The sequence below is a fragment of the Mesorhizobium sp. M0293 genome (genome assembly GCF_040321735.1).
Lineage (GTDB): Bacteria > Pseudomonadota > Alphaproteobacteria > Rhizobiales > Rhizobiaceae > Mesorhizobium.
The window spans coordinates 1-19,533 of record NZ_JAMYSA010000012.1; the positions used below are offsets into that span (position 1 = coordinate 1).

Below are 19,533 nucleotides of genomic sequence, written 5' to 3' on the forward strand. Positions count from 1 at the left end.
TCCAGGATACGCTGGTTCCCTACGGCGATTTCGACACCAACGTCGTCCAGTACTACTTCGACGCTGGCAACGGCTTCTCGGCCGTGGTCTCTCTTGAAGAAGGCGCGGGCGCTGGCACACCTGGTTTCTACGGCAGGGGCACGATCGACAGCTACGTTCCGCATGTCGTCGGCGGCGTGAAGTACACGCAGGGCTGGGGCGCCATCACCGGTGTCGTCGCTTATGACAGCAACTACGAAGAAGTTGCCGGCAAGGTGCGTTTGGACGTGAACGTCAATGACGCCATACAGCTGTGGGTCATGGGCGGTTATGGTTCCGATGACAATCTCTCGGATCCGACCTATGCCATTCCGGCTGGCGGTCGCGGCTTCTTCAAGCAGTGGGGCGGCAACTGGGCGATCTGGGGCGGTGGCACCTACAAGTTCAACGAGAAGACCTCGTTCAACACCCAGATTTCGTATGACGAAGACGAGAACCTCGGCATCGCTGCGAACATCGCCTATGACGTCGTTCCCGGCCTCACGGTCACAGCCGAAGTCGACTACGTCAATGCGGGCAGCTTCCCGGCGTCTAACTGGACCGGCGCTGACGATGACAGCGCCATCGGCGGTCTCCTCCGCTTCCAGCGCTCGTTCTAAGGGCTGGTTCCTTACAGGTGAAATCCAGCCCGGGCGCTTCAACGCCCGGGCTGTTTTTGTTTCGTGACTGGGTTTGGGCAGACAGAAGGAAAAGGGGGATTCGGTAGCTGAAAAAGTCTGAAGGGTGATTTCGTGGGATCCTCCCTAGGGTGGATGAAATCGACCGTCCGACTTAAAACTCTTGAAAGGACGTCTCCGAGCGGCTAGGGCTGGACCTATCCACTGGGGGGGCGTGGCTCACAATGACAAACGAAGCGATTCAAGAGGGATATCCCTCTGACCATTTTGCGGTGTTTTCTTCTCAGAATTCGAAGTTTAACTACACATACAACAAGCTCCGAGAAGTAAAGTCGTATAGGGTTGGAGAGCTATTTTTAGCGTACCGGGACATATTATGGGATGATGGGCGGCATAAATACAATGTCAGCTCTTTCATCGGCGAGATAGATGAGCTTCTCCTTGGAGAGCGATTCAGCGCCTTTGACCAGAGTACCCTGGACAATCTTATCGGCACCTTGCGCCAGCGCGGCAACAGCAACGCAACCATCAATCGAAAGATGGCTGCCCTCAGCAAACTGCTGCGCAAGGCTCATAAGATGGGAGATATCCACAGCCTGCCCGAGTTCCGCCGCCAGAAGGAGCGGGCGGGGCGGATTCGTTTCCTCGAAAGGGACGAAGAGGCACGGCTGTTCACCGCCATCAAGAGCCGCAGCGAGGACGCTTACAGGCTTTCCGTGTTCCTGGTCGATAGCGGCTGCCGTCTCGGAGAGGCGCTTGGGCTGATCTGGAACGACATGCAGGAGCATCGCGTCAGTTTCTGGATCACCAAATCCGGTCGCAGCCGGACGATTCCGATGACCGAGCGGGTCAAGGAGGTCATCAAGCTGCCACCCACCGAAGGCCGTCGACCCAAAGGCCCATTCACCAAACTCAGCCAGGCCCAGTTCCGTGCCATCTGGAATGATGCGAAGGCCGAGGTCGGCCTTGGCGCCGACGACCAGGTGGTGCCGCACATCTTGCGCCACACCTGCGCCTCGCGTCTTGTCCAGGGCGGCATCGACATCCGGCGCGTGCAGATGTGGCTCGGTCATCAGACGCTGTCGATGACCATGCGCTACGCGCATCTGGCCACCAACGATCTCGACGGCTGCGTAGTCGTGCTGGAAACACCTCGATGCGCTGGGGCGGACAGCCCTTCTTCATCGGCGAGAACGCAGGAAACAAGGAGCGAGGCGCCCGCAAGTAAAGCACTCAAGGTCGCCAAAAGTGCCAAGTCTTGACGGAGCTTTCCAATTTAACGCCATTCTAATGCATGTCGCCCAAAAGTGTCCTCGGTTTTGGGGGAACGACATGCATGAAACAAGGACCTGAAGCGGGTCGCCTGAATCCGTTCAAACACGATACGCTCTAGCCGAGCCAAGGATTGCTCTCAGGCAGTTGGGCAGCCCTGAATCGCGTCTCCTCCCGACGAACGCTTAGTACGGTCCACCCTTAGGTGCTGCGCCGCGCCGCTCGAGCGCGGTCTTGCGGATGATTTCCGCGATTTCCGGGCTGCTGCTGCACAGCATCTGGAAATCCGCCGAGTGCAGCGACAGGAGTGAGACCGCCGTCGCGGCACTGACGGTCGCCGAGCGCGGTTCGCCGCTGATCAGTGCCATCTCGCCGAAGAAGGCGCCAGGGCCAAGCTCCACCGGGTTCGGCGTCGCGACGCTGACGCGCCCCTCCACGACGAAGAACATCTGATCACCGGTCTCGCCATTGCGGCAGATCACGGCGCCCGCCGGCATGACGCGAGGTCTTAACGCGCGCACGATCTCGACCAGCACGGCCGGGCCGAGCTTCTGAAACAACGGCACAGCGGCGACCAATTGCCAATTACGGACGAAATCCTCGCGGCGGACTTCTTGATAAAAGCCGGTGGCAAGAATGCCAGCCCAGAGCGCGAAGATGCCGATGCCACTCATCATGACCGCCCCGGCCAGGACGCGGCCGGCGAAGCTTTCCGGAATAGCGTCGCCATAGCCGGTGGTGGACAGCGTGACCACTGCCCACCACATTGCCTGGGGGATGCTGCCGAACTTTTCCGGTTGGACGTCGCGCTCGATGACATAGGCCGCAAGCGCGACACCGAACAGAACGACGCCGAAGAGCGTCGTAACGCCGATCAGGTTGCGCGCTTCGTTGGTCAGGATCCTGCCCAGCAGCGGGAAAAAAGTCGAGTCTCGCAGCGGTTTCAGCAGCCAGACAGCACAGTAGAGGCTCCGGTCGGGCATGCCGACGAGCAGAAATGCGGCGAGCGGAACCAAAACCGCGAGCACATCAATTGCGATTGCCGGCGCCCTGTCTCGAACATCTTTCGCCCGGCGCTTGAGCAGCGTCTCCGCCAGTTGCAGGAGATAGACGCCCCAGATGACCGCGAGGACTGCAGCCAGCGCCAGTCTGCTTCGTCCGGACATGTCCGGTGTCGTGAGCGTAGCCACCGCCACAAGCCCAATCGCAGCCAGCAGCGCGTTGAGCGGCGCGTAAATTCTTACGAAAGGCAGTGACATTCTATGCCCACGAGCAGCTGCTACCCTCCCAAACTAATATGCCTTCAAGGCAAGTGCAAAGGTGCTTGCAGTCGCTGCGATGTGCATCACCAACGGTGAACTCAGATATCCCGGGTTGCTTCGTGACCGGACGTGAACAGACAAGCCACAACCGACGAGAATGACCCGATCACGACGCTCACTCCGGTCAGTGGTAACGTCCGGATTTGGCGCGCGATTCCGACCTCAGCGAACGAACTTATGACACGCCATTCCAGTGTACGATTGCTTCGCCAAATTGGGTGTGCGCTGCAATAGCAGCCCGAGACAGCCGCGCTTGCCGAAGGGGCTGTCGGCTCTGACGGGATTGGCGTAAGCTACAGTTAAGGGGGTGCACACATGCACCGCATCATCGCCATAGCGATCTTAGTTCTCGCGGCCGCGTTCAGCTCCGCGCGGGCGGAGGTGCTGATCGGCGTCTCGGCTGCGATGACGGGACGGCTCGCGTGGATCGGCGAGCAGGGACAGCGCGGCGCGGAGATGGCAGTGGCCGACGCCAACACGGCGGGCGGCGTGCTCGGCCAGAAGGTGAGGCTCATTTCGGTCGACGACTTCTGCGATCCCGAGCAAGCTGTGGCGGCCGCCAAGAAGCTGGTGGCTGACGGGGTCGTGCTCGTCGTCGGGCATTATTGCTCCGGGGCCTCGATCCCCGCATCAAAAGTGTACGAGGAGGCGGGCGTCGTTGAGATATCCCCAGGCTCGACCAATCCGCAACTGACCGAACAGGGCCGTGCCAATGTCTTTCGCACCATTGGCCGCGACGACGCGCAAGGTTTCATCGCCGGCAAATACCTTGCCGATCGCTGGGGCAACAAGAAGATTGCGATCCTCCACGACAACTCGACCTATGGGAAGGGTCTCGCCGACGAGACCAGGAAGCAGCTGAACAAGCGGGGCGTGACTGAGGCCGTTTACGCCGCATACATTCCCGGGAAGGACGACTATTCGGCCGAGGTCGCTGCGTTGCAGACCGCCGGCGTCTCCGCCTTATATGTGGGTGGGTATCATGCCGAGGTTGCGCTGATTGCTCGCGCTGCACACGACAGTGGCTACACGGTTCAGCTCATATCCGGAGATGCTTTGGCGACTGAGGAATTTGCCCTGATCGCCGGCCCCGCGGCAGAGGGGACCCTCTTCACGTTCCCGGCGGACCCGAGGCGAAGCCTCGAAGCGGCCGCGGTCGTTGAGCAGTTCCGGGCGGAGAATTTCGAACCCGCGGGCTACACGCTATTGAGCTACTGCGCGGTCCAGGTTTGGGCCCAGGCAGTCTCGAAGGCAGGTTCGCTGGAGCCGAAGGCCGTCATTGCGGCACTGCACGAACAGGAATTCGACACCGTCATCGGCCGGGTCGATTTCGACGACAAGGGCGACCTCACGAAGCAGAGCTGGGTTTGGTACGTCTGGCGCAGCGGAGAATACGTGCCGGTTGAATAGGGTTCGCTGATCGCCGGCATGCCGGCTGAGATGTCTAGTCTGATGCAGACCAGTGTGGCCGGACTGTTCCGACTCGCCGAGATGCTTGAACGCCTCGGCATACGCGGCCGGCTGTTGCTCGCCTTTTTCGGGATCAGCGCCCTTGCGGTGCTGGCAACCGCTGCGGCGCTTTATGCCTTCCTCCAGGTTGGCAACGTCGTCGACCGAATTACCACGGATCGAGTGCCGTCGGCGCTCGCCTCCCTCCAGCTGTCGCGCCAGGCCGAACGGGTCGCTGCTGCCGCGCCATCGGTGTTGGCAGCGACAAGCAGGGCTCAGCACGGCGAGGTTTCGGCTGCCGTCGCGCTCGAGATGTCCCGCCTCGAGGCCCTGCGCAGGGACCTCCGGGATGCCACGTTGGGCACAGTGCCTTTGGCCGAGATCGAGGAAGCCGCGATTGTTCTGAGGCGCAACCTGAAGGAGCTCGACGCTCTTGTTGTCGCCCGGCTCGACGTGGTCGCCCGCAAGGAGGAGCTCCTGAACCGCCTCGCCGCGACGACGACCGGAAGCCAGCGCCTTGTCGCCACCGGCATCCTAGTGATGGATTCCAGGCTCCCGCAATGGCGGGCGGTCGCGGCCGACACGTCGCTGTCGCCCGATCAACGCGCAGCGGCGATGGCCGACCTAGTCCAGGCGATTGCCGCCTACATCCCCCAGCAGAAGGCGCAGCTGGAGATCTCGGCCGTCAACGACGCGCTGGTGAAGGTCGCGAACGCGCCGACGCCGGGCGACCTGGCGTTGATCCTTTTCCCGCTACGCCGTTCGCTCACTGCTCTTGAAAAGGTTTCCACGGAGATCGACGAAAAGCTGCGGACCCGATTCCGGCAGCGTGTCGACGAGTTCAAGGGTTTGACCGACGGCGAGGACAGCATCCCCAGGGCGCGGGAGGACGAGTTTGCTGTCCTGGCACAGGGCGAAAGACTTCTGGCCGAGAACAATCGACTGTCGCGCAATCTCACCGCTGGCGTCGATGGCCTAGTCGCCACGGCAGACCAGGAGATCGCTGCGTCCGGTCGCGAAGCCGCGCTCGTCCAGCGCTACGGCACTGCGGTTGTGCTCGGCTCCGCCTTCCTCAGCCTCCTGAGTTCGGTTCTGGTTGTCTGGCTCTATGTCGACCGCAGCCTCCTCGCCCGACTAGGGGCCGTGAGCCAGGGCATGCTCGCGATTGCGGGGGGCAACCTTCGTGCGCCACTGCCCGCGGCTGGCAGCGACGAAATCGGGCGCATGGCCGAAGCGCTGAGACTCTTCCGGGATACTGCTGTCGAGGTCGAGGAAAAGAACCTGCGCGACGTTGCGGAAGCTCGTCAGCGGCTCATCGATGCCATCGAAAGCATCTCAGAAGGATTCGCTCTGTACGACTGGGAGGATCGGCTCGTCCTCAGCAACAGCCGCTACCGCGAATTGCTCTACACCGGTCTGGAGACCGAACTCACGCCCGGCACGACATTCGAGCAAATCATTCGCCGATCCGCTGAGCGCGGCTACATCAGGGACGCCGAGGGGCGGGTCGAGGAGTGGGTCGCCGAGCGCCTCTCGCGGCACCGCAACCCTGGCGAACCTTGGGTGCAGCGGCGAGGCGACGGGCGATGGATCATGATTAGCGAGCGGCGGATCAGCGCCGGCGGCACGGTCGCCGTCTATTCGGACATCACTGAGCTGAAGCAAAGGGAAGAGAACCTCGCCGAGAAATCCGTGGTTCTGGAGGCGCTTTCCAGCAAGCTGGCGAAGTATCTGGCGCCCCAAGTGTATCGCTCGATATTCACCGGCCGCCAGGAGGTCAGGATCGCCAGCCAGCGGAAGAAACTGACAATATGCTTCTCCGACATCGCCGGCTTTACCGAGATCACTGACAAAATGGAATCCGAGGATCTCACCCAACTCCTCAATCACTATCTGACGGAAATGTCGAAAATTGCTTCGGATCACGGCGCGACGATCGACAAATATGTCGGCGACGCGATCCTGATGTTTTTCGGCGATCCCGAGACTCGCGGCGTCAAGGAGGACGCACTGGCTTGCGCGCAGATGGCACTTGCAATGCAAAAGCGGATTAGCGAGCTTGCCGAAGTCTGGCGGGACATGGGGATCGAAACACCGCTGCGCTGTCGCATCGGCATCCATACCGACTACTGCACCGTCGGTAACTTCGGCAGCGAGGACCGGATGGACTACACGATAATTGGCGGCGCCGTGAATCTCGCCTCGCGCTTGGAGCAGGAGGCGCCGCCGGGGGCCATCCTCATTTCCTACGAGACGTTTGCGCAAGTGAAGGACTCAATCGACTGTGAGGAGCTGGGGCACGTCCAGGTCAAGGGGATCGCCTATCCCGTCGCCACCTACCGCGTCATCGATCTGAAGGCCAATCTGGCGGCTGCTCGTCGTGCTGTTCGAACCGAGCTGCCGCACTTCAGGTTGGAACTTGAACCGGAGCTGATGTCCCCTGACGAGCGTGGCGATGCCACCACTGCACTTCGAGACGCGCTGGATCGGCTTTGTCACAAGCCCGGGTAGGTAGCGAGTTCGCTGATTGCGGGGCGATCTGGGGTTTTTTGCTAATACAAATTGAAAATTGCGCCGTCATGTTTCACAACAGGTCGGTACAGCCAGGGGGTTCCGAAACCTGCGGGTTTGTCACGGTCCTCAAGGCGAGAATTCGAAAAGACGTTCAACAATGACCCAGCACGCAGAAAATGCTCGAATTCTCATGTACAGCCACGACACGTTCGGGCTCGGCCACTTGCAGCGCTGCCGGACGATCGCGCATTCACTGGTCGAGGATTTCCGGGGACTTCAGGTGCTGATCATTTCGGGTGCGCCCATCGCGGGCGCCTTCGACTACCGCGCCCGTGTCGACTTCGTGAAGATCCCCAGCGTCATCAAATTGCGCAACGGCGAGTACACCTCGCTGGAAAAGGATATCGATCTGCACGAGACGCTAAGGATGCGTCAGTCGATCATCCGCCACACAGCCGAGACCTTCCGGCCGGATATCTTCATCGTCGACAAGGAACCGCTCGGCCTGCGCGGTGAGATTGAGGACACGCTGTCCTACCTCAAGACGCGGGGAACCACGCTGGTGCTTGGCCTGCGCGAGGTGATGGATGCGCCGCATCTGCTCGAAGCAGAGTGGGCGCGCAGGGATGTGATGCGCAAGATAGGCCTGTTCTACGACAAGATCTGGGCCTATGGTCCGCCGGATTTCTACGATCCGTTGACCGGCTTGGATGTGCCGCCGCTTGTCAGGGCAAAGATGAGATTCGTTGGTTTCCTGCAACGGAGCCTGCAGCGGAACGAGTTGCCCGGCCACCGGCCCGAGGGCGATTATATCCTGGTTACCACCGGTGGCGGAGGCGACGGCGCCGAACTGATCCACGACGTCATCGATGCCTATCAGCAGGATCCGCAATTGCAACACAGGGCGCTGATCGTCCTTGGACCTTACATGCCGGCGCGCAAGCGCAACAAGCTGATCAAGAAGGGGTCCAAGATCCCCTACATCAAGATCATCGAGTTCGACAACCGCATGGAAGACCTGATTGCCGGCGCCAAGGCGGTTGTGGCGATGGGCGGTTACAACACCTATTGCGAGATACTATCTTTCGACAAGCCGGCGCTGATCGTGCCGCGCGTCGAGCCCCGCGAGGAACAACTGATCCGCGCCCGGCGCGCAGCCGAACTCGGCCTCATCGAGATGTTTTTGCCGGAAGAAGCCAAGGATTCCCAGCGGTTTGCCGATGCACTGGTGGCACTGCCGGACTGGCCCCGCCCGTCACAGAGCAATCCGCATCTGACGCTGGAAGGGCTGCCTCATATTTCCGAAATCGTCGCGGAACTGCTCGACCGGCGGCCCGGCCATCGCCTGTCGGTCATTGAAGGAATGAACTGACTTGCGACATCGCAAGATTGTCGTGGTTCTGAAGGGCTATCCGCGCGTCTCGGAAACCTTTATCGCGCAGGAACTGCTCGGTCTGGAGCGTGCGGGGTTCGAGCTGATACTCGTCGCGCTCAGGCGGCCGACCGACGCAAAACGCCACCCCGTGCATGACGAGATCAAAGCGGCCGTCCACTATCTGCCGGAATATCTGCATGAAGAGCCGCTTCGCGTGCTTCGCTCGCTGTTCGCTTGTTTGCTGCGGCCGGGCTTCTGGCGCGCGCTCGGATCGCTGGCTGCCGATATCCCCCGCGACTTTACCCGCAATCGCGTGCGCCGTTTCGGGCAAGCGCTCGTGCTGGCGGCCGAATGGCCGAAAGACGCGGGGTGGTTGCATGCACATTTCGCGCACACGCCGGCATCGGTGACGCGCTATGCCAGCCAGCTTCTTGGCCTGCCCTGGAGCTGCTCAGCCCACGCCAAGGACATCTGGACTTCGGCGGACTGGGATTTGGCCGGCAAGCTTTCCTCGGCGCGCTGGACGGTCACCTGCACGAAGACCGGCTTCGACCGTCTGAAAGAACTTGCTAACGGCAACTCGTCTGTGCATCTGAGCTACCATGGGCTCGACCTCGATCGTTTCGGCAGTTTTGGCGAGGCGCGAAAGCATCATGACGGCTCGGCGCTGGACGAACCGGTTATCCTTCTGAGTGTCGGGCGCGCCGTTGAAAAGAAAGGCTACGATACCTTGCTGGAGGCTCTTGCCCTCTTGCCTGGCGATTTGGCGTGGCGTTTCGAGCATATCGGCGGCGGCGAGGAACTGGAACGGCTCAAGGTATTGGCGCAAAAGCTAGGACTGAGTGGTCGCGTCTCTTGGAAAGGCGCGCTTGCGCAGGAGGAGGTGCTTGAGCACTACCGCTGCGCCGACATCTTCGCCCTGGCCTGCAGGATCACAGCTAATGGCGACCGGGACGGTCTGCCGAATGTTCTGATGGAGGCGGCTAGCCAGCGGCTTGCCTGCGTGTCGACCAATATTTCGGGCGTGCCGGAGTTTTTATCGCCGGATGAAACCGGGCTGCTGGTTCCGACGGAAGACCCACTTGCCTTGGCACAGGCACTGGAGCGCCTGATCCGTGATCCCGTGCTGCGCGCCCGACTCGGCGAGGCCGCAGAGCGGCGCGTGCGCGGCAGTTTCGATCATCTGGCAAGCATTGGACAGCTCAAGGAACTGTTCGAGCGCGAGTGGCGGGCCGCCGATTGAACCGGCTGCGCGCCTTTCTTTATGTCCAGCACCTGCTCGGTATCGGCCATCTCGCGCGCTCTAGCCGCGTCGCGGCGGCTCTGGTCGATGACGGGTTTGACGTAACCGTTGTGACCGGCGGAGCGCCGGTCGCGGGGTTTCCGGGACTCGGGGTGAAATCTGTAACCTTGCCACCTGTCACCTCCGGTGATGAAGGATTTTCCGGACTTGTCGATTTGCAGGGCAAACCCATCGACGATGATTTCAGGAAACGGCGTTCAGAGATGCTGCTGCAGGCATTCCGGGATTGCAGGCCGGATATCGTCATTATCGAGGCGTTTCCATTTGGACGCCGGCAGATGCGTTTCGAACTCTTGCCGCTGCTCGAGGCCATCGACGCGGCGTCGCCCAGACCGCTGCTGGCGACGTCCGTGCGTGATATCCTTCAGGAGCGCGTCAAGCCCCTCCGAAACGAGGAAACGGTCGATCTCATTAACCGGCATTTCGACCTTGTTATGGTCCATGGCGACCCGGCTTTCGCAACCATCGACAAGACATTTCCGCTGGCTGGGGCGATCAGGGCCGAAGTCACCTATACAGGGCTCGTTGCCGCGCCGCCGTCGCCCCTGGGCTCCGAGCGCTTCGACGTTCTGGTGTCGGTTGGCGGCGGGGCTGCTGGAAAGAGCCTTGTCGGCTCCGCCATCGCAGCGGCGCGGAACGCCAACAACCGTTGGAAATGGTGTCTGATCACCGGCCCAAACCTGCCGAAAGACGAGTTTGACGCGATCGCAGGCGATGCCACGCCGGGCCTGTCCATCTTCCGGTTCCGCGAGGATTTCGCCAGCCTGCTGACCGGCGCCCGCCTGTCAGTGTCGCAGGCGGGTTACAACACGGTCTGCGATGTCCTGCGCGCGGGTTGTCGCTCCCTGCTCGTCCCATTTGCAGCCGGCGGGGAAACCGAACAAAACGTTCGCGCCCTGATGCTCGAAGAACTCGGTCTTGCAACGGTGCTGATGGAAAAGGACCTAACGCCTGAAGGTTTGACGCAAGCGATTGAACAGGCGCTTGTGGCGCCGACGCCATCCGCGCATCGTCTCGATCTAGAAGGCGCGCGTCACTCGGCGCAAATCCTGCGCGAACGGTATCGAACATGGTCCCTAAAAATGCGGCCCGGTTTCGGAAAAGCTCATGATCAAACGGACCTTGGATCCTAGACTTGGTCTAGACCGCTCCGATCAGCATGAAGCGCGTATAATTTTTTGTCGGCAATTCGCCGGAGAACCGCACCTCCCGTAGCGCCGCCATTGCTTCGAAGGCTGCCAGCGAAGCCACGCAGTTGATGTGCGTCGGCTCGCTGAAATAGTCGTTCGATTGCAGCAGCACATTCGTGCCCCGCGGAAGCAGAGCAAGCCAGGCGCGCAGATCGGCTATGTGTTCGCAGCTCGTATTGACCGTCAGGTCGGGCCGCCCGGCCGCATAGTCGAGCGCGTACATATCTGCCGTCAGCGCCCGGAACCGGTCGCCGGCGTCCCGGTTGAGAGTCCGGGCGACCGACGCGACTTCGGGATCGATGTCGATGCTGTCGACCGCCGCGATGTCGAAGCGAGCGTCGTTGAAAAGCATTGCGGGCAATACGCCGTACCATCCACCCAGAACCCATATGCGGCCGAACCGGCCGCCGCAGCTTTCGAACAGCCTGTCGAGCGCCCACATCTTGCAGGCGACCTGCTTATGGTTGAAGGCGTTGGCGATATCGGCCTTCGGATGCTTGCTGATGACGCGCGCCAGCCCGGCAACGAGAGGGTCGTTGACATAGGCAGCAATTCCCCGCGTGAGGTCCAGTGTTTGTTCGTGCCAGTCCATGCCGGCATTGCGTGGTTGCGTGACATCCATCATATTCGTCTTGTATGTTGGGATTTCGGGCGACACAACGCAATCTTGCCTCCCGCAAGGCTGTTCGTTCCGCGGACGTGATCATGCTGCAAGCCGCTTCGCCATTGCCCGATGCCGGAGAGAGCCGGCTGCGTCTGTCCGGACCATCGGCGTCCATCTGCCAGTACCAGCCGCGCAGCTGCAGCCTCGTGCTCGCCTATTCGCCAAAACCCTTCGGAAGCCGCGAACCGTCTGAGCGCAGGACAATCTCCCTGCACTGCAGGTTTGAGATTGTCGTTGGCAACGAAGAAATTGCCGATATCCTATTTGCCAGCAGGTGCGTCTCCATCCCGCATCCTTCCAACTGAAGGATCCACAGTCTCATATGGAACCCAGCCTAGCCCGCTATATCTGGACGCACACCAAGAAGCAGCAGCTCTGGATATTGATGATCGTCCTGCTTTCGATGATCCCGTATTTCATGTCATTCGACCTGCCGAAGCTGATCGTCAACGGCCCGATCCAAGGCAAGGGTTTCGAGCAACCGGGCGCGACCCAGCCATTCATGAGGCTGCACTATAACGTGCCGTTCATTGGAGAGGTTCAGTTCTTCTCCGGCTTTCAGCTCGACCGTAAGGAAACGCTGTTTGCCCTGAGCCTTGTGTTCCTCTTGCTGGTCGTCATCAACGGCCTGTTCAAACTCTACATCAACACCTACAAGGGCCGCCTCGGCGAACGTATGCTGCGGCGTATCCGCTTCGATCTGGTCGATCGTGTGCTGCGGTTTCCGCCGGTCTACTTCAAGCGGGTAAAATCCGCCGAAGTGGCGACCATGGTGAAGGACGAGGTGGAGCCGCTGGGCGGCTTCATCGGCGATGCCTTCCTGCAGCCGGTGCTGCTCGGCGGCCAGGCGCTGACGTCCATGCTGTTCATCATGATCCAGAACGTCTGGCTCGGAATGATAGCGGTCGTGATCGTGGTGATCCAGATCGTGCTCATCCCGCGAATGCGGCGGCGGCTGATCGTGCTCGGGCGCCAACGGCAGTTGACGGCGCGCGCGCTTTCGGGCCGGGTTGGCGAAATCGTCGACGGCATCGGCGCGGTTCACGTCCACGACACATCAAACTACGAGCGCGCCGACATAGCTGCCCGGCTCGGGCTCATCTTCAAGATCCGCTTCGATCTTTACCAATGGAAATTCATGGTGAAGTTCCTCAACAATTTTCTCGCGCAGCTCACGCCCTTTCTGTTCTACATGATCGGCGGGTATCTGGTCATCCAGGGGCGGCTGGACGTCGGCCAGCTCGTGGCCGTGATCGGCGCCTACAAGGACCTGCCCGGACCGATGAAGGAACTGATCGACTGGGATCAGGATCGGCAGGATGTCCAGGTCAAATATCAACAGGTGGTTGAACAGTTCACCGTCGAGAGTCTCATCGCGCCGAAAATCGTGGCATTGACGATCGACGATCCCGATCCGATGACCAACCCCCTGTCGGCGATCGGTCTGTCCATAGCAGACGATGGCGGTGCGATGCTTCTCAACCGTGTCTCCCTCCAGGTCAAGCCCGGTGAGACGGTGGCGCTGGTCAGTACCGCAACAGGTGGAGCGGAGGCGCTTGCAGAAGCTTTCGCGCGGCTGAACTGGCCGGACAGCGGAAGAGTCGCTTCGGGCGCAGACGACCTGCTTGAACTCCCCGAAGCAGTGACCGGCCGGCGCATGTCCTATGCCTCGTCGGATGTTTTCCTGTTCCAGGCAAGCCTTCGCGATAACCTGCTCTACGGGTTGAAGCATGCGCCGCTGATATCGGCGTCTTATGACGGTGTCGCGGCGGACCAGCATCGCTGGAACGTCCACGAGGCGCACCGGTCGGGCAATCCGGATTTTGATATCCACAGCGACTGGATCAACTATGCTTCCGCTGGCGCTACCGGCCCGCACGACCTCTTTGAAGCCGTGCGCCGGGTGCTCGACGCGGTTGTTCTGTCGCGCGATATTCTGGATCTTGGTTTGCGCTCTTCGGCCGACCTCAAGCGTCACACGGAGCTTGCCAGGCGGATCGTCGAGCTGCGTGCGGCGCTGCGAACCCGGCTGGAACAGGAAGGGCTAAGCGAACTGGTGGTTCCTTTCGAACCGGGCGCCTACAACAAGGAAGCGACGATCGGCCAGAACCTGCTCTTCGGCGCTGCCGCCGGCCCCGAACTGGCCGACAGGGCCCTGGCGGCCAATCCCTATTTCGCTTCTGTGCTGAAGCAAGCCGGCCTCGACCGCACGCTCTACGAAATGGGCATGGAAATCGCCCAACAGGCGATCGAGCTGTTTGCCGACCTGCCGCCCGATCACCAGTTCTTCCAGCAGCTCGCCTTCATGAGCGCCGACGAGATACCCGCCTACGAAACCTTGCTGCAACGGCTCAAGAATCGTCCCTACGAGGCGGTTTCGGAGAACGACCGTGCCATGATCGTCACCTTGAGTTTCGCCTACATCGAGCCTCGGCACCGCTTCGGGCTGCTGAGCGATGAGCTGATGAGCAAGATCGTCGCTGCCCGCAACCGGTTCTATGAAAACCTGCCGCCCGAACTGCAAACTGCGGTCGAACGGTATGACCCTGCCAGATACATTGCCGCAGCTACCGTCATGGATAATGTCCTGTTCGGGCGTGTGGGCAACAACCATCCCGACGCGCCGGACCGCATACGCTCCATCCTCTATGACGTTCTTGACGAACTGGGGCTTTATGCCGAACTTCTGGATGTTGGCCTGGACTTCAACGTCGGCTCCGGCGGCAGGCGGCTGACCGGTGGACAGCGACAGAAGCTCGATGTTGCCCGAGCCCTGCTCAAGCGTCCCGATTTTCTCATTCTCAACCGGCCGCTATCGGCGCTCGACCAACGCATGCAGGATAGGGTGCTGCGAAACGTGCTCGAGGAAGCCAGAAGCGACGGCCATTCGCCGGCAATTGTGTGGGTCGTTACGAATCCGTCAATGGCGATGATGTTCGATCGCGTTATCGTCTTCGACTCGGGTCAATTGGTGGAAGACGGAACACACGAGACCCTTTTGGCAGAGAACGGTATCTTCAAGGAACTGGTGTCGTAGAGCGATGTCTCGAAGACGGAATTAATTCCATCTGGGCGCCCATTGCTCTAGTCTGGCAAACGCGAAATTTGAGGTTTGCGACAATGCTGCTCAAGGATGAAGTTGGAATGCTGCAACGCGTTCCCTTGTTTTCTGGCATCGAGCTGACAAAGCTCAAATTGCTTGCGTTCACATCCGATCGCGTGAGCTACAGCGCCGGCCAGATCCTTTTCCGACAGGGCGACGAGGGAGATGCCGCCTATGTCATCCTTTCAGGCAGGGCAGATATTCTGGTCGATTCCGACAGCGGACCGATAAAAGTTGCCGAAATGGTGCCAAATTCGATTGTTGGCGAGATCGCCATACTGTGCAACAGCTCCCGCACTGCCACCGTCAGAGCGGCAAGTCAGCTGGAAGCCTTAAGAATCCGCAAGGACCATTTCCTGAGGCTTATGAAGGAGTCCCCGGAAATGACCATTGAGATATTGAGGGTTCTTGCCGATCGCCTAAGCCATACCACCGCGGATCTGATCGACGCACGAAGCGCCAAATAGCAACTGACGTGCGGTCGATCCTCCCCGTCGTGATAGCACTGGCCTCTTGCTGAGAAGGTCACTGGAGGAACCCTGTCTCGCCTCTTGTTTGGACGCAAATTCCGGACGGAAAACCGGTTCACACTTTTCCTGGAATTGCTCTAGCAGCAGTTGTTTGGCTACGATGAGCGACGGGAACCGCGAAGGGGCTACCATGGACGACGTTTTCCTGGTCAGGTTTTGGGGTGTGCGCGGCAGCATTCCGGTATCGGGGCCAGAATTCTCTCGCTATGGCGGCAACACAAGCTGCATTGAGTTGCGATGTGGTAAGCATACGCTTCTGTTCGACGCCGGCTCCGGCCTGCGGCCTGCCGGCGGCGCGCTTCGGACGTCGGGCGTGACCGATTTCGACCTGCTTTTCACCCATTGCCACTACGATCACATTATCGGGCTGCCGTTCTTTGCGCCGATCTACGACCGGAGCGTCAAGGTTACGCTTTGGTCCGGGCATCTTGCAGGACGCATGACGACCCGGCAGATGGTCGATGAGTTCATGCGGCCGCCATGGTTTCCGGTGAAACTGGAGGTCTGCAAGGCAAGCCTCGACTGCCGCGATTTCGTATCCGGAGACGTGCTTCGGCCGCGCGAAGGGGTGGTGGTCCGAACCGGCAGTCTTGTTCACCCAGGCGGCTGCATCGGCTACCGGGTCGAATGGGGCGGCCGTGTCGTGGCGGTGATCACAGACACTGAGCACGAGCCGGACAAACTTGATCGTGCGGTGCTCGGCCTGATCGAAGATGCCGACCTCGTCATCTACGACTGCACCTACACCGAGGAGGAAATGGAACGCCGCCGCGGCAACGGGCACTCGACATGGCAACAGGGCGTCAAGCTCTGTGAGGCGGCCGGTGCGCGAGGGCTCGCGCTGTTTCACCACGATGCGACACGCACCGACGAGGAACTGGATGAGATCGAGAAACTGGCCAAAGACAGGTTTGCCGGCGCTTTTGCCGCGCGCGATGGCCAGACGCTCGAATTTCCAGTCTCATTGCACAAAAAGCGCTGAGCTATTTTACTTTGCCGGCGCTGCGCCCGATCAATGTCCTGATTGGAAGCCATGCGCAGGGGGCAGTCTGTGCAGTGATTGTGAACAGCCGTTCGAGGAAAAGCCAGGCCGATTCATCATGTACGAGATGGTGGGTGAGCAGGCCGACCGGTTCGTCGTCGAATGCATGCTGTAAGTGCGCGATGATAGCCTGAACCAATAGGCCATGGTCGCGGCAGCCGCGTGTGCCATGCCAATCCATGATGTCGACATTGCTGTTGATGACCGCCAGTGAAGCCGGCATTGGCGGCCCATAGACCGACAATGCCGCAAATCCTATCGATCCAAGGTCGGATACCAGGCCGGCGTCGATCCTGTTCCAGGGGGGCACCAGCATCGGAATGGTGCGCGCGCCGTGCAGGCCGGTTACGTGCGACAGCCCGCCAGCCAGTTCATCGAGCATCGCCTCGCGTGGCCGATGGGCGCCGAGTTCCTGCTTTTTGTGACCCTCGGGCGCATGATTTCGGTGCACCCAGCCATGGATGGCGACCGTGGCATGCGGCGCCTCGTCAAGCCGGGCGACAAGCTTCTCATCAGTGAGGGCCGGAATAACGGCCAGAGTGACCGGAACCGCGAATTCACCGGTGAGGTCGAGCAGCCGATCAAGCGCGGGTGTCGGATCCACGGCATCATCGTCGCGCAGCCAGAACTCTGCCTTACGACCCGCCCGTTGCCGGCTCGCCAGTTCTTCCACCAAGGGCTGCCAGATCCGATCGGATGTCATGAAACGGAGACCTTCGGAAGAAGTTCGGCCAGACGCGCCGCTGCAACGCCGAGGGAACGTTCTTCGAGGATGAAACGTCTGGCTTCTGCGGCCATGATGGTTCTTTCGTCGCTACAGGCCAGAAGCCTTTCAATGGCAGAAGCGAACGCCGCCACATCGCTCGGCGGGGTGAGAAACCCGGTCTGGCCATCTCGCACGACTTCCGGCACGCCGGCGATGTGCTGAGCCACCACCGGAAGGCCGGCGGCCTGTGCTTCAAGATAGGCAACGCCATAGGCCTCGCCGTGACCCGGCCAGACGTAAATTCCTCCACCATAGAGGACATCCGGCACGGCGGCTGGCTCAATCGCGCCAAGCCATTCGATACGGTCGGCGGGCAAGCCGGCGAATTGCGCCTTGACCTCGTCACGGGCGGGCCCGTCGCCGACGACCGACATGGTCCAAGGCAGGTGGCCGATCACACCGAGCGCTTGCGCCAGCATGCGATAACTTTCGACTTTGTCGCCCGGGCGCATCATGGCAACGGTGACTAGGCGCGTCGGACAACCTCGTCCCGGCATTTCCCGGAATACCGATGTGTCGATAAAGGGCGACAGCATATCAAGGGCGACGTCGGGTATCGCATCTGCCAGTCCCTGACGATCCCTTTGCGTGAAGCAGATGTTCAGCGCCGCCTGTTCGACGGCTCGCACCACCAACGCTTGCGTATCGGCCCACAAACCGGCATTGCGCCGCCTCGAATAGGAAGCTTCCGCTGTCACATACGGGATAGCAAAGGTCGACGCCAGCTCGGACCCGATCAGGTCGGGCGCTTTGTAATAGGGATGATAGCAGAACCATAGATCGGGCTTGCCGTCACGATCCCAAAGTCTGGTCAGCCGCGCGGCTTCCCCTCGGGCCTCTATCTTGAGCGCATCGAAACTTTTCGGCTCCGGTTCGCGTAGATAGAAGCGCAATTCGGATGCCAGTTCGACGCTGTGTCCTCCATGCTCCAGCGCCTTGACCAGCATCCGTGCCATCTGGCGGTCGCCGGAGGCAACGGGATGATTGGGCGACTTCAGCGGCGCGTAGAAGGCAATTCGCATCACGCGACCCTATCATCGGAAAGCATGCGCAAGTCAATTTCGAAGCATGATCGACTTCACCTTCAAGCAGTGGAATGTGCTATCTGATGCTCATGGAAACAGCTGCCGCGCCCGACCCGTTTGTCGCTTCTCTGCCGGTCTTCGCAAAGTTCGAAAGCGTTGCCGATATCGACAACTATCGGCCTCTCCCCGATGGCTGGGCGCTGGCCACAGCCGACATCGTCGGCTCGACCAAGGCGATAGAGGCTGGGCGCTATAAAACGGTCAATGTGGCCGGCGCCAGCGTCATTTCGGCGCTGCTTAATGCGCTGGGTCGGCAAGATCTGCCCTTTGTCTTCGGCGGCGACGGGGCGCTCGTCGCATTTCCCGGCTCGGCGGTGGAGACCACCCGCAACGCGCTGGCGGCTGTCCAGAGATGGGTGGCGGACGAGTTGGACTTAACCCTGCGTGCCGCAATCGTGCCGATAAAGGATATTCGAGCGCAAGGCCTCGACGTTCGCGTGGCAAGGTTCCAAGCCTCCGATGCGGTCTTTTATGCCATGTTCGCCGGCGGTGGCGGCAGTTGGGCGGAAGCCGAGATGAAAGCGGGGCGCTACCGTATCGATCCTGCGCCAGCCGGCGCGCGGCCGGATCTGACCGGCCTCTCCTGCCGCTGGAACCCGATCGAGACCCGGCATGGCGAAATCGTCTCGATCATAGCCATACCGGGGGCGTCGCGCGACTTGCGCGGTTTTCAGTTTCTGGCATCAGACATCATCGCCCTTGCCCGCAGGCAGGAACGCGATGGCCACCCGGTGCCGGTGAACGGACCGGACTACAGCTTGCTGCCCGCCGGCCTGGATATCGAGGCGCGGGCCACGGCGCCGGCGGGACGGCGGTGGTTGTCGAAGGTGTGGATAGTGTTCCTGATGGCACTTGCGGCCGTCACCGATAGATATGGCTGGACGATCGGCAGTTTCGATCCGAAAATCTACAAACGCGACGTGGCCAGCAATTCGGATTTCCGGAAATTCGACGACGGCTTGAAGATGACCATCGACGTTGATGCTGATGTGTTGCAACGGATCGAGAACCGGCTGAAACAGGCGGAAGAGGCGAACATCTGCAACTATGGCCTGCACCGCCAGAAGTCGGCCTTGATGACATGCCTCGTCGCCTCGCCTCTGCAGCGCGATCACGTTCATTTCATAGATGGTGCCGCCGGCGGCTATGCGATGGCTGCCGCAAGCTTGAAGGCAAAGTTGCCGGTCTGATGACGGCTTGCGGGAATCCTTTTTCCGCAATATGCCTCGGCCATGGTTCCTGGGACCATGGTAAGCCGCGCC

General features: G+C 60.7%; 16 protein-coding genes. 12 read left to right on the forward strand and 4 right to left on the reverse strand.

The features are described from left to right. Positions 1–638: porin (locus NKJ06_RS07175; protein ID WP_352809473.1), on the forward strand; the 638-nt coding region annotated here is incomplete at its 5' end. 242 nt (positions 639–880) lie between these two features. Next, positions 881–1,918: a tyrosine-type recombinase/integrase gene (locus NKJ06_RS07180; RefSeq protein ID WP_352630029.1), complete on the forward strand. Its 1,038-nt coding sequence runs from the start codon at positions 881–883 to the stop codon at positions 1,916–1,918. Between the two features lie 195 nt (positions 1,919–2,113). On the opposite strand, the gene NKJ06_RS07185 is transcribed toward NKJ06_RS07180, so the two are convergent. After that, the gene (locus tag NKJ06_RS07185; RefSeq protein ID WP_352630027.1) at positions 2,114–3,187 is read right to left on the reverse strand and encodes a cyclic nucleotide-gated potassium channel; all 1,074 of its coding nucleotides are present in this window, start codon (positions 3,185–3,187) and stop codon (positions 2,114–2,116) included. A 378-nt stretch (positions 3,188–3,565) separates the two neighbouring features. Here NKJ06_RS07185 and NKJ06_RS07190 point away from each other — a divergent pair, with 378 nt between their 5' ends. The 5 genes from NKJ06_RS07190 to NKJ06_RS07210 all read left to right on the forward strand — a co-directional run bounded on the left by NKJ06_RS07190 (position 3,566) and on the right by NKJ06_RS07210 (position 11,024). After that, positions 3,566–4,660: a branched-chain amino acid ABC transporter substrate-binding protein gene (locus NKJ06_RS07190; protein ID WP_352630025.1), complete on the forward strand. Its 1,095-nt coding sequence runs from the start codon at positions 3,566–3,568 to the stop codon at positions 4,658–4,660. Between the two features lie 81 nt (positions 4,661–4,741). After that, the gene (locus NKJ06_RS07195) at positions 4,742–7,210 is read left to right on the forward strand and encodes an adenylate/guanylate cyclase domain-containing protein (protein ID WP_352630201.1); all 2,469 of its coding nucleotides are present in this window, start codon (positions 4,742–4,744) and stop codon (positions 7,208–7,210) included. A 160-nt stretch (positions 7,211–7,370) separates the two neighbouring features. Continuing rightward, entirely contained in the window at positions 7,371–8,585 is a 1,215-nt protein-coding gene (locus tag NKJ06_RS07200) for a glycosyltransferase family protein (RefSeq protein ID WP_352630024.1), read from the forward strand. 1 nt (position 8,586) lies between these two features. Next, positions 8,587–9,831 (forward strand): glycosyltransferase family 4 protein, encoded by a 1,245-nt coding sequence (locus NKJ06_RS07205; RefSeq protein WP_352630021.1) that lies wholly within the window; start codon positions 8,587–8,589, stop codon positions 9,829–9,831. Then, a complete protein-coding gene (locus NKJ06_RS07210; protein WP_352630019.1) occupies positions 9,828–11,024 on the forward strand; it encodes a glycosyltransferase family protein in 1,197 nt (398 codons plus the stop codon). Before NKJ06_RS07205 ends, NKJ06_RS07210 begins: the two co-directional genes overlap by 4 nt. A 7-nt stretch (positions 11,025–11,031) precedes the next feature. On the opposite strand, the gene NKJ06_RS07215 is transcribed toward NKJ06_RS07210, so the two are convergent. Beyond that, complete coding sequence (locus NKJ06_RS07215; RefSeq protein WP_502905591.1) at positions 11,032–11,706, reverse strand: class I SAM-dependent methyltransferase; 675 nt, start codon at positions 11,704–11,706, stop codon at positions 11,032–11,034. A gap of 80 nt (positions 11,707–11,786) precedes the next feature. On the opposite strand from NKJ06_RS07215, the gene NKJ06_RS07220 reads away from it, so the two are divergent. From NKJ06_RS07220 to NKJ06_RS07235, 4 genes are all read left to right on the forward strand, one after another. Further along, positions 11,787–12,050 (forward strand): hypothetical protein, encoded by a 264-nt coding sequence (locus NKJ06_RS07220; protein WP_352630017.1) that lies wholly within the window; start codon positions 11,787–11,789, stop codon positions 12,048–12,050. A 17-nt stretch (positions 12,051–12,067) separates the two neighbouring features. Further along, complete coding sequence (locus tag NKJ06_RS07225; RefSeq protein ID WP_352630015.1) at positions 12,068–14,782, forward strand: ABC transporter transmembrane domain-containing protein; 2,715 nt, start codon at positions 12,068–12,070, stop codon at positions 14,780–14,782. A gap of 83 nt (positions 14,783–14,865) precedes the next feature. Next, positions 14,866–15,315 carry a cyclic nucleotide-binding domain-containing protein gene (locus NKJ06_RS07230; protein ID WP_214474341.1) on the forward strand — a complete coding sequence of 150 codons (450 nt, stop codon included), beginning with the start codon at positions 14,866–14,868 and terminating at the stop codon, positions 15,313–15,315. 193 nt (positions 15,316–15,508) lie between these two features. Continuing rightward, a complete protein-coding gene (locus NKJ06_RS07235) occupies positions 15,509–16,360 on the forward strand; it encodes an MBL fold metallo-hydrolase (protein ID WP_352630014.1) in 852 nt (283 codons plus the stop codon). A gap of 1 nt (position 16,361) precedes the next feature. Here NKJ06_RS07235 and NKJ06_RS07240 read toward each other — a convergent pair whose 3' ends face one another. Both NKJ06_RS07240 and NKJ06_RS07245 read right to left on the reverse strand, forming a co-directional pair. Then, complete coding sequence (locus NKJ06_RS07240) at positions 16,362–17,123, reverse strand: polysaccharide deacetylase family protein (protein WP_352630011.1); 762 nt, start codon at positions 17,121–17,123, stop codon at positions 16,362–16,364. Then, positions 17,120–18,208: a glycosyltransferase family 4 protein gene (locus tag NKJ06_RS07245; RefSeq protein ID WP_352630196.1), complete on the reverse strand. Its 1,089-nt coding sequence runs from the start codon at positions 18,206–18,208 to the stop codon at positions 17,120–17,122. Before NKJ06_RS07245 ends, NKJ06_RS07240 begins: the two co-directional genes overlap by 4 nt. Positions 18,209–18,300: 92 nt before the next feature. Here NKJ06_RS07245 and NKJ06_RS07250 point away from each other — a divergent pair, with 92 nt between their 5' ends. Next, positions 18,301–19,461: a DUF3095 domain-containing protein gene (locus NKJ06_RS07250; protein ID WP_352630194.1), complete on the forward strand. Its 1,161-nt coding sequence runs from the start codon at positions 18,301–18,303 to the stop codon at positions 19,459–19,461. Positions 19,462–19,533 lie beyond the last annotated feature (72 nt).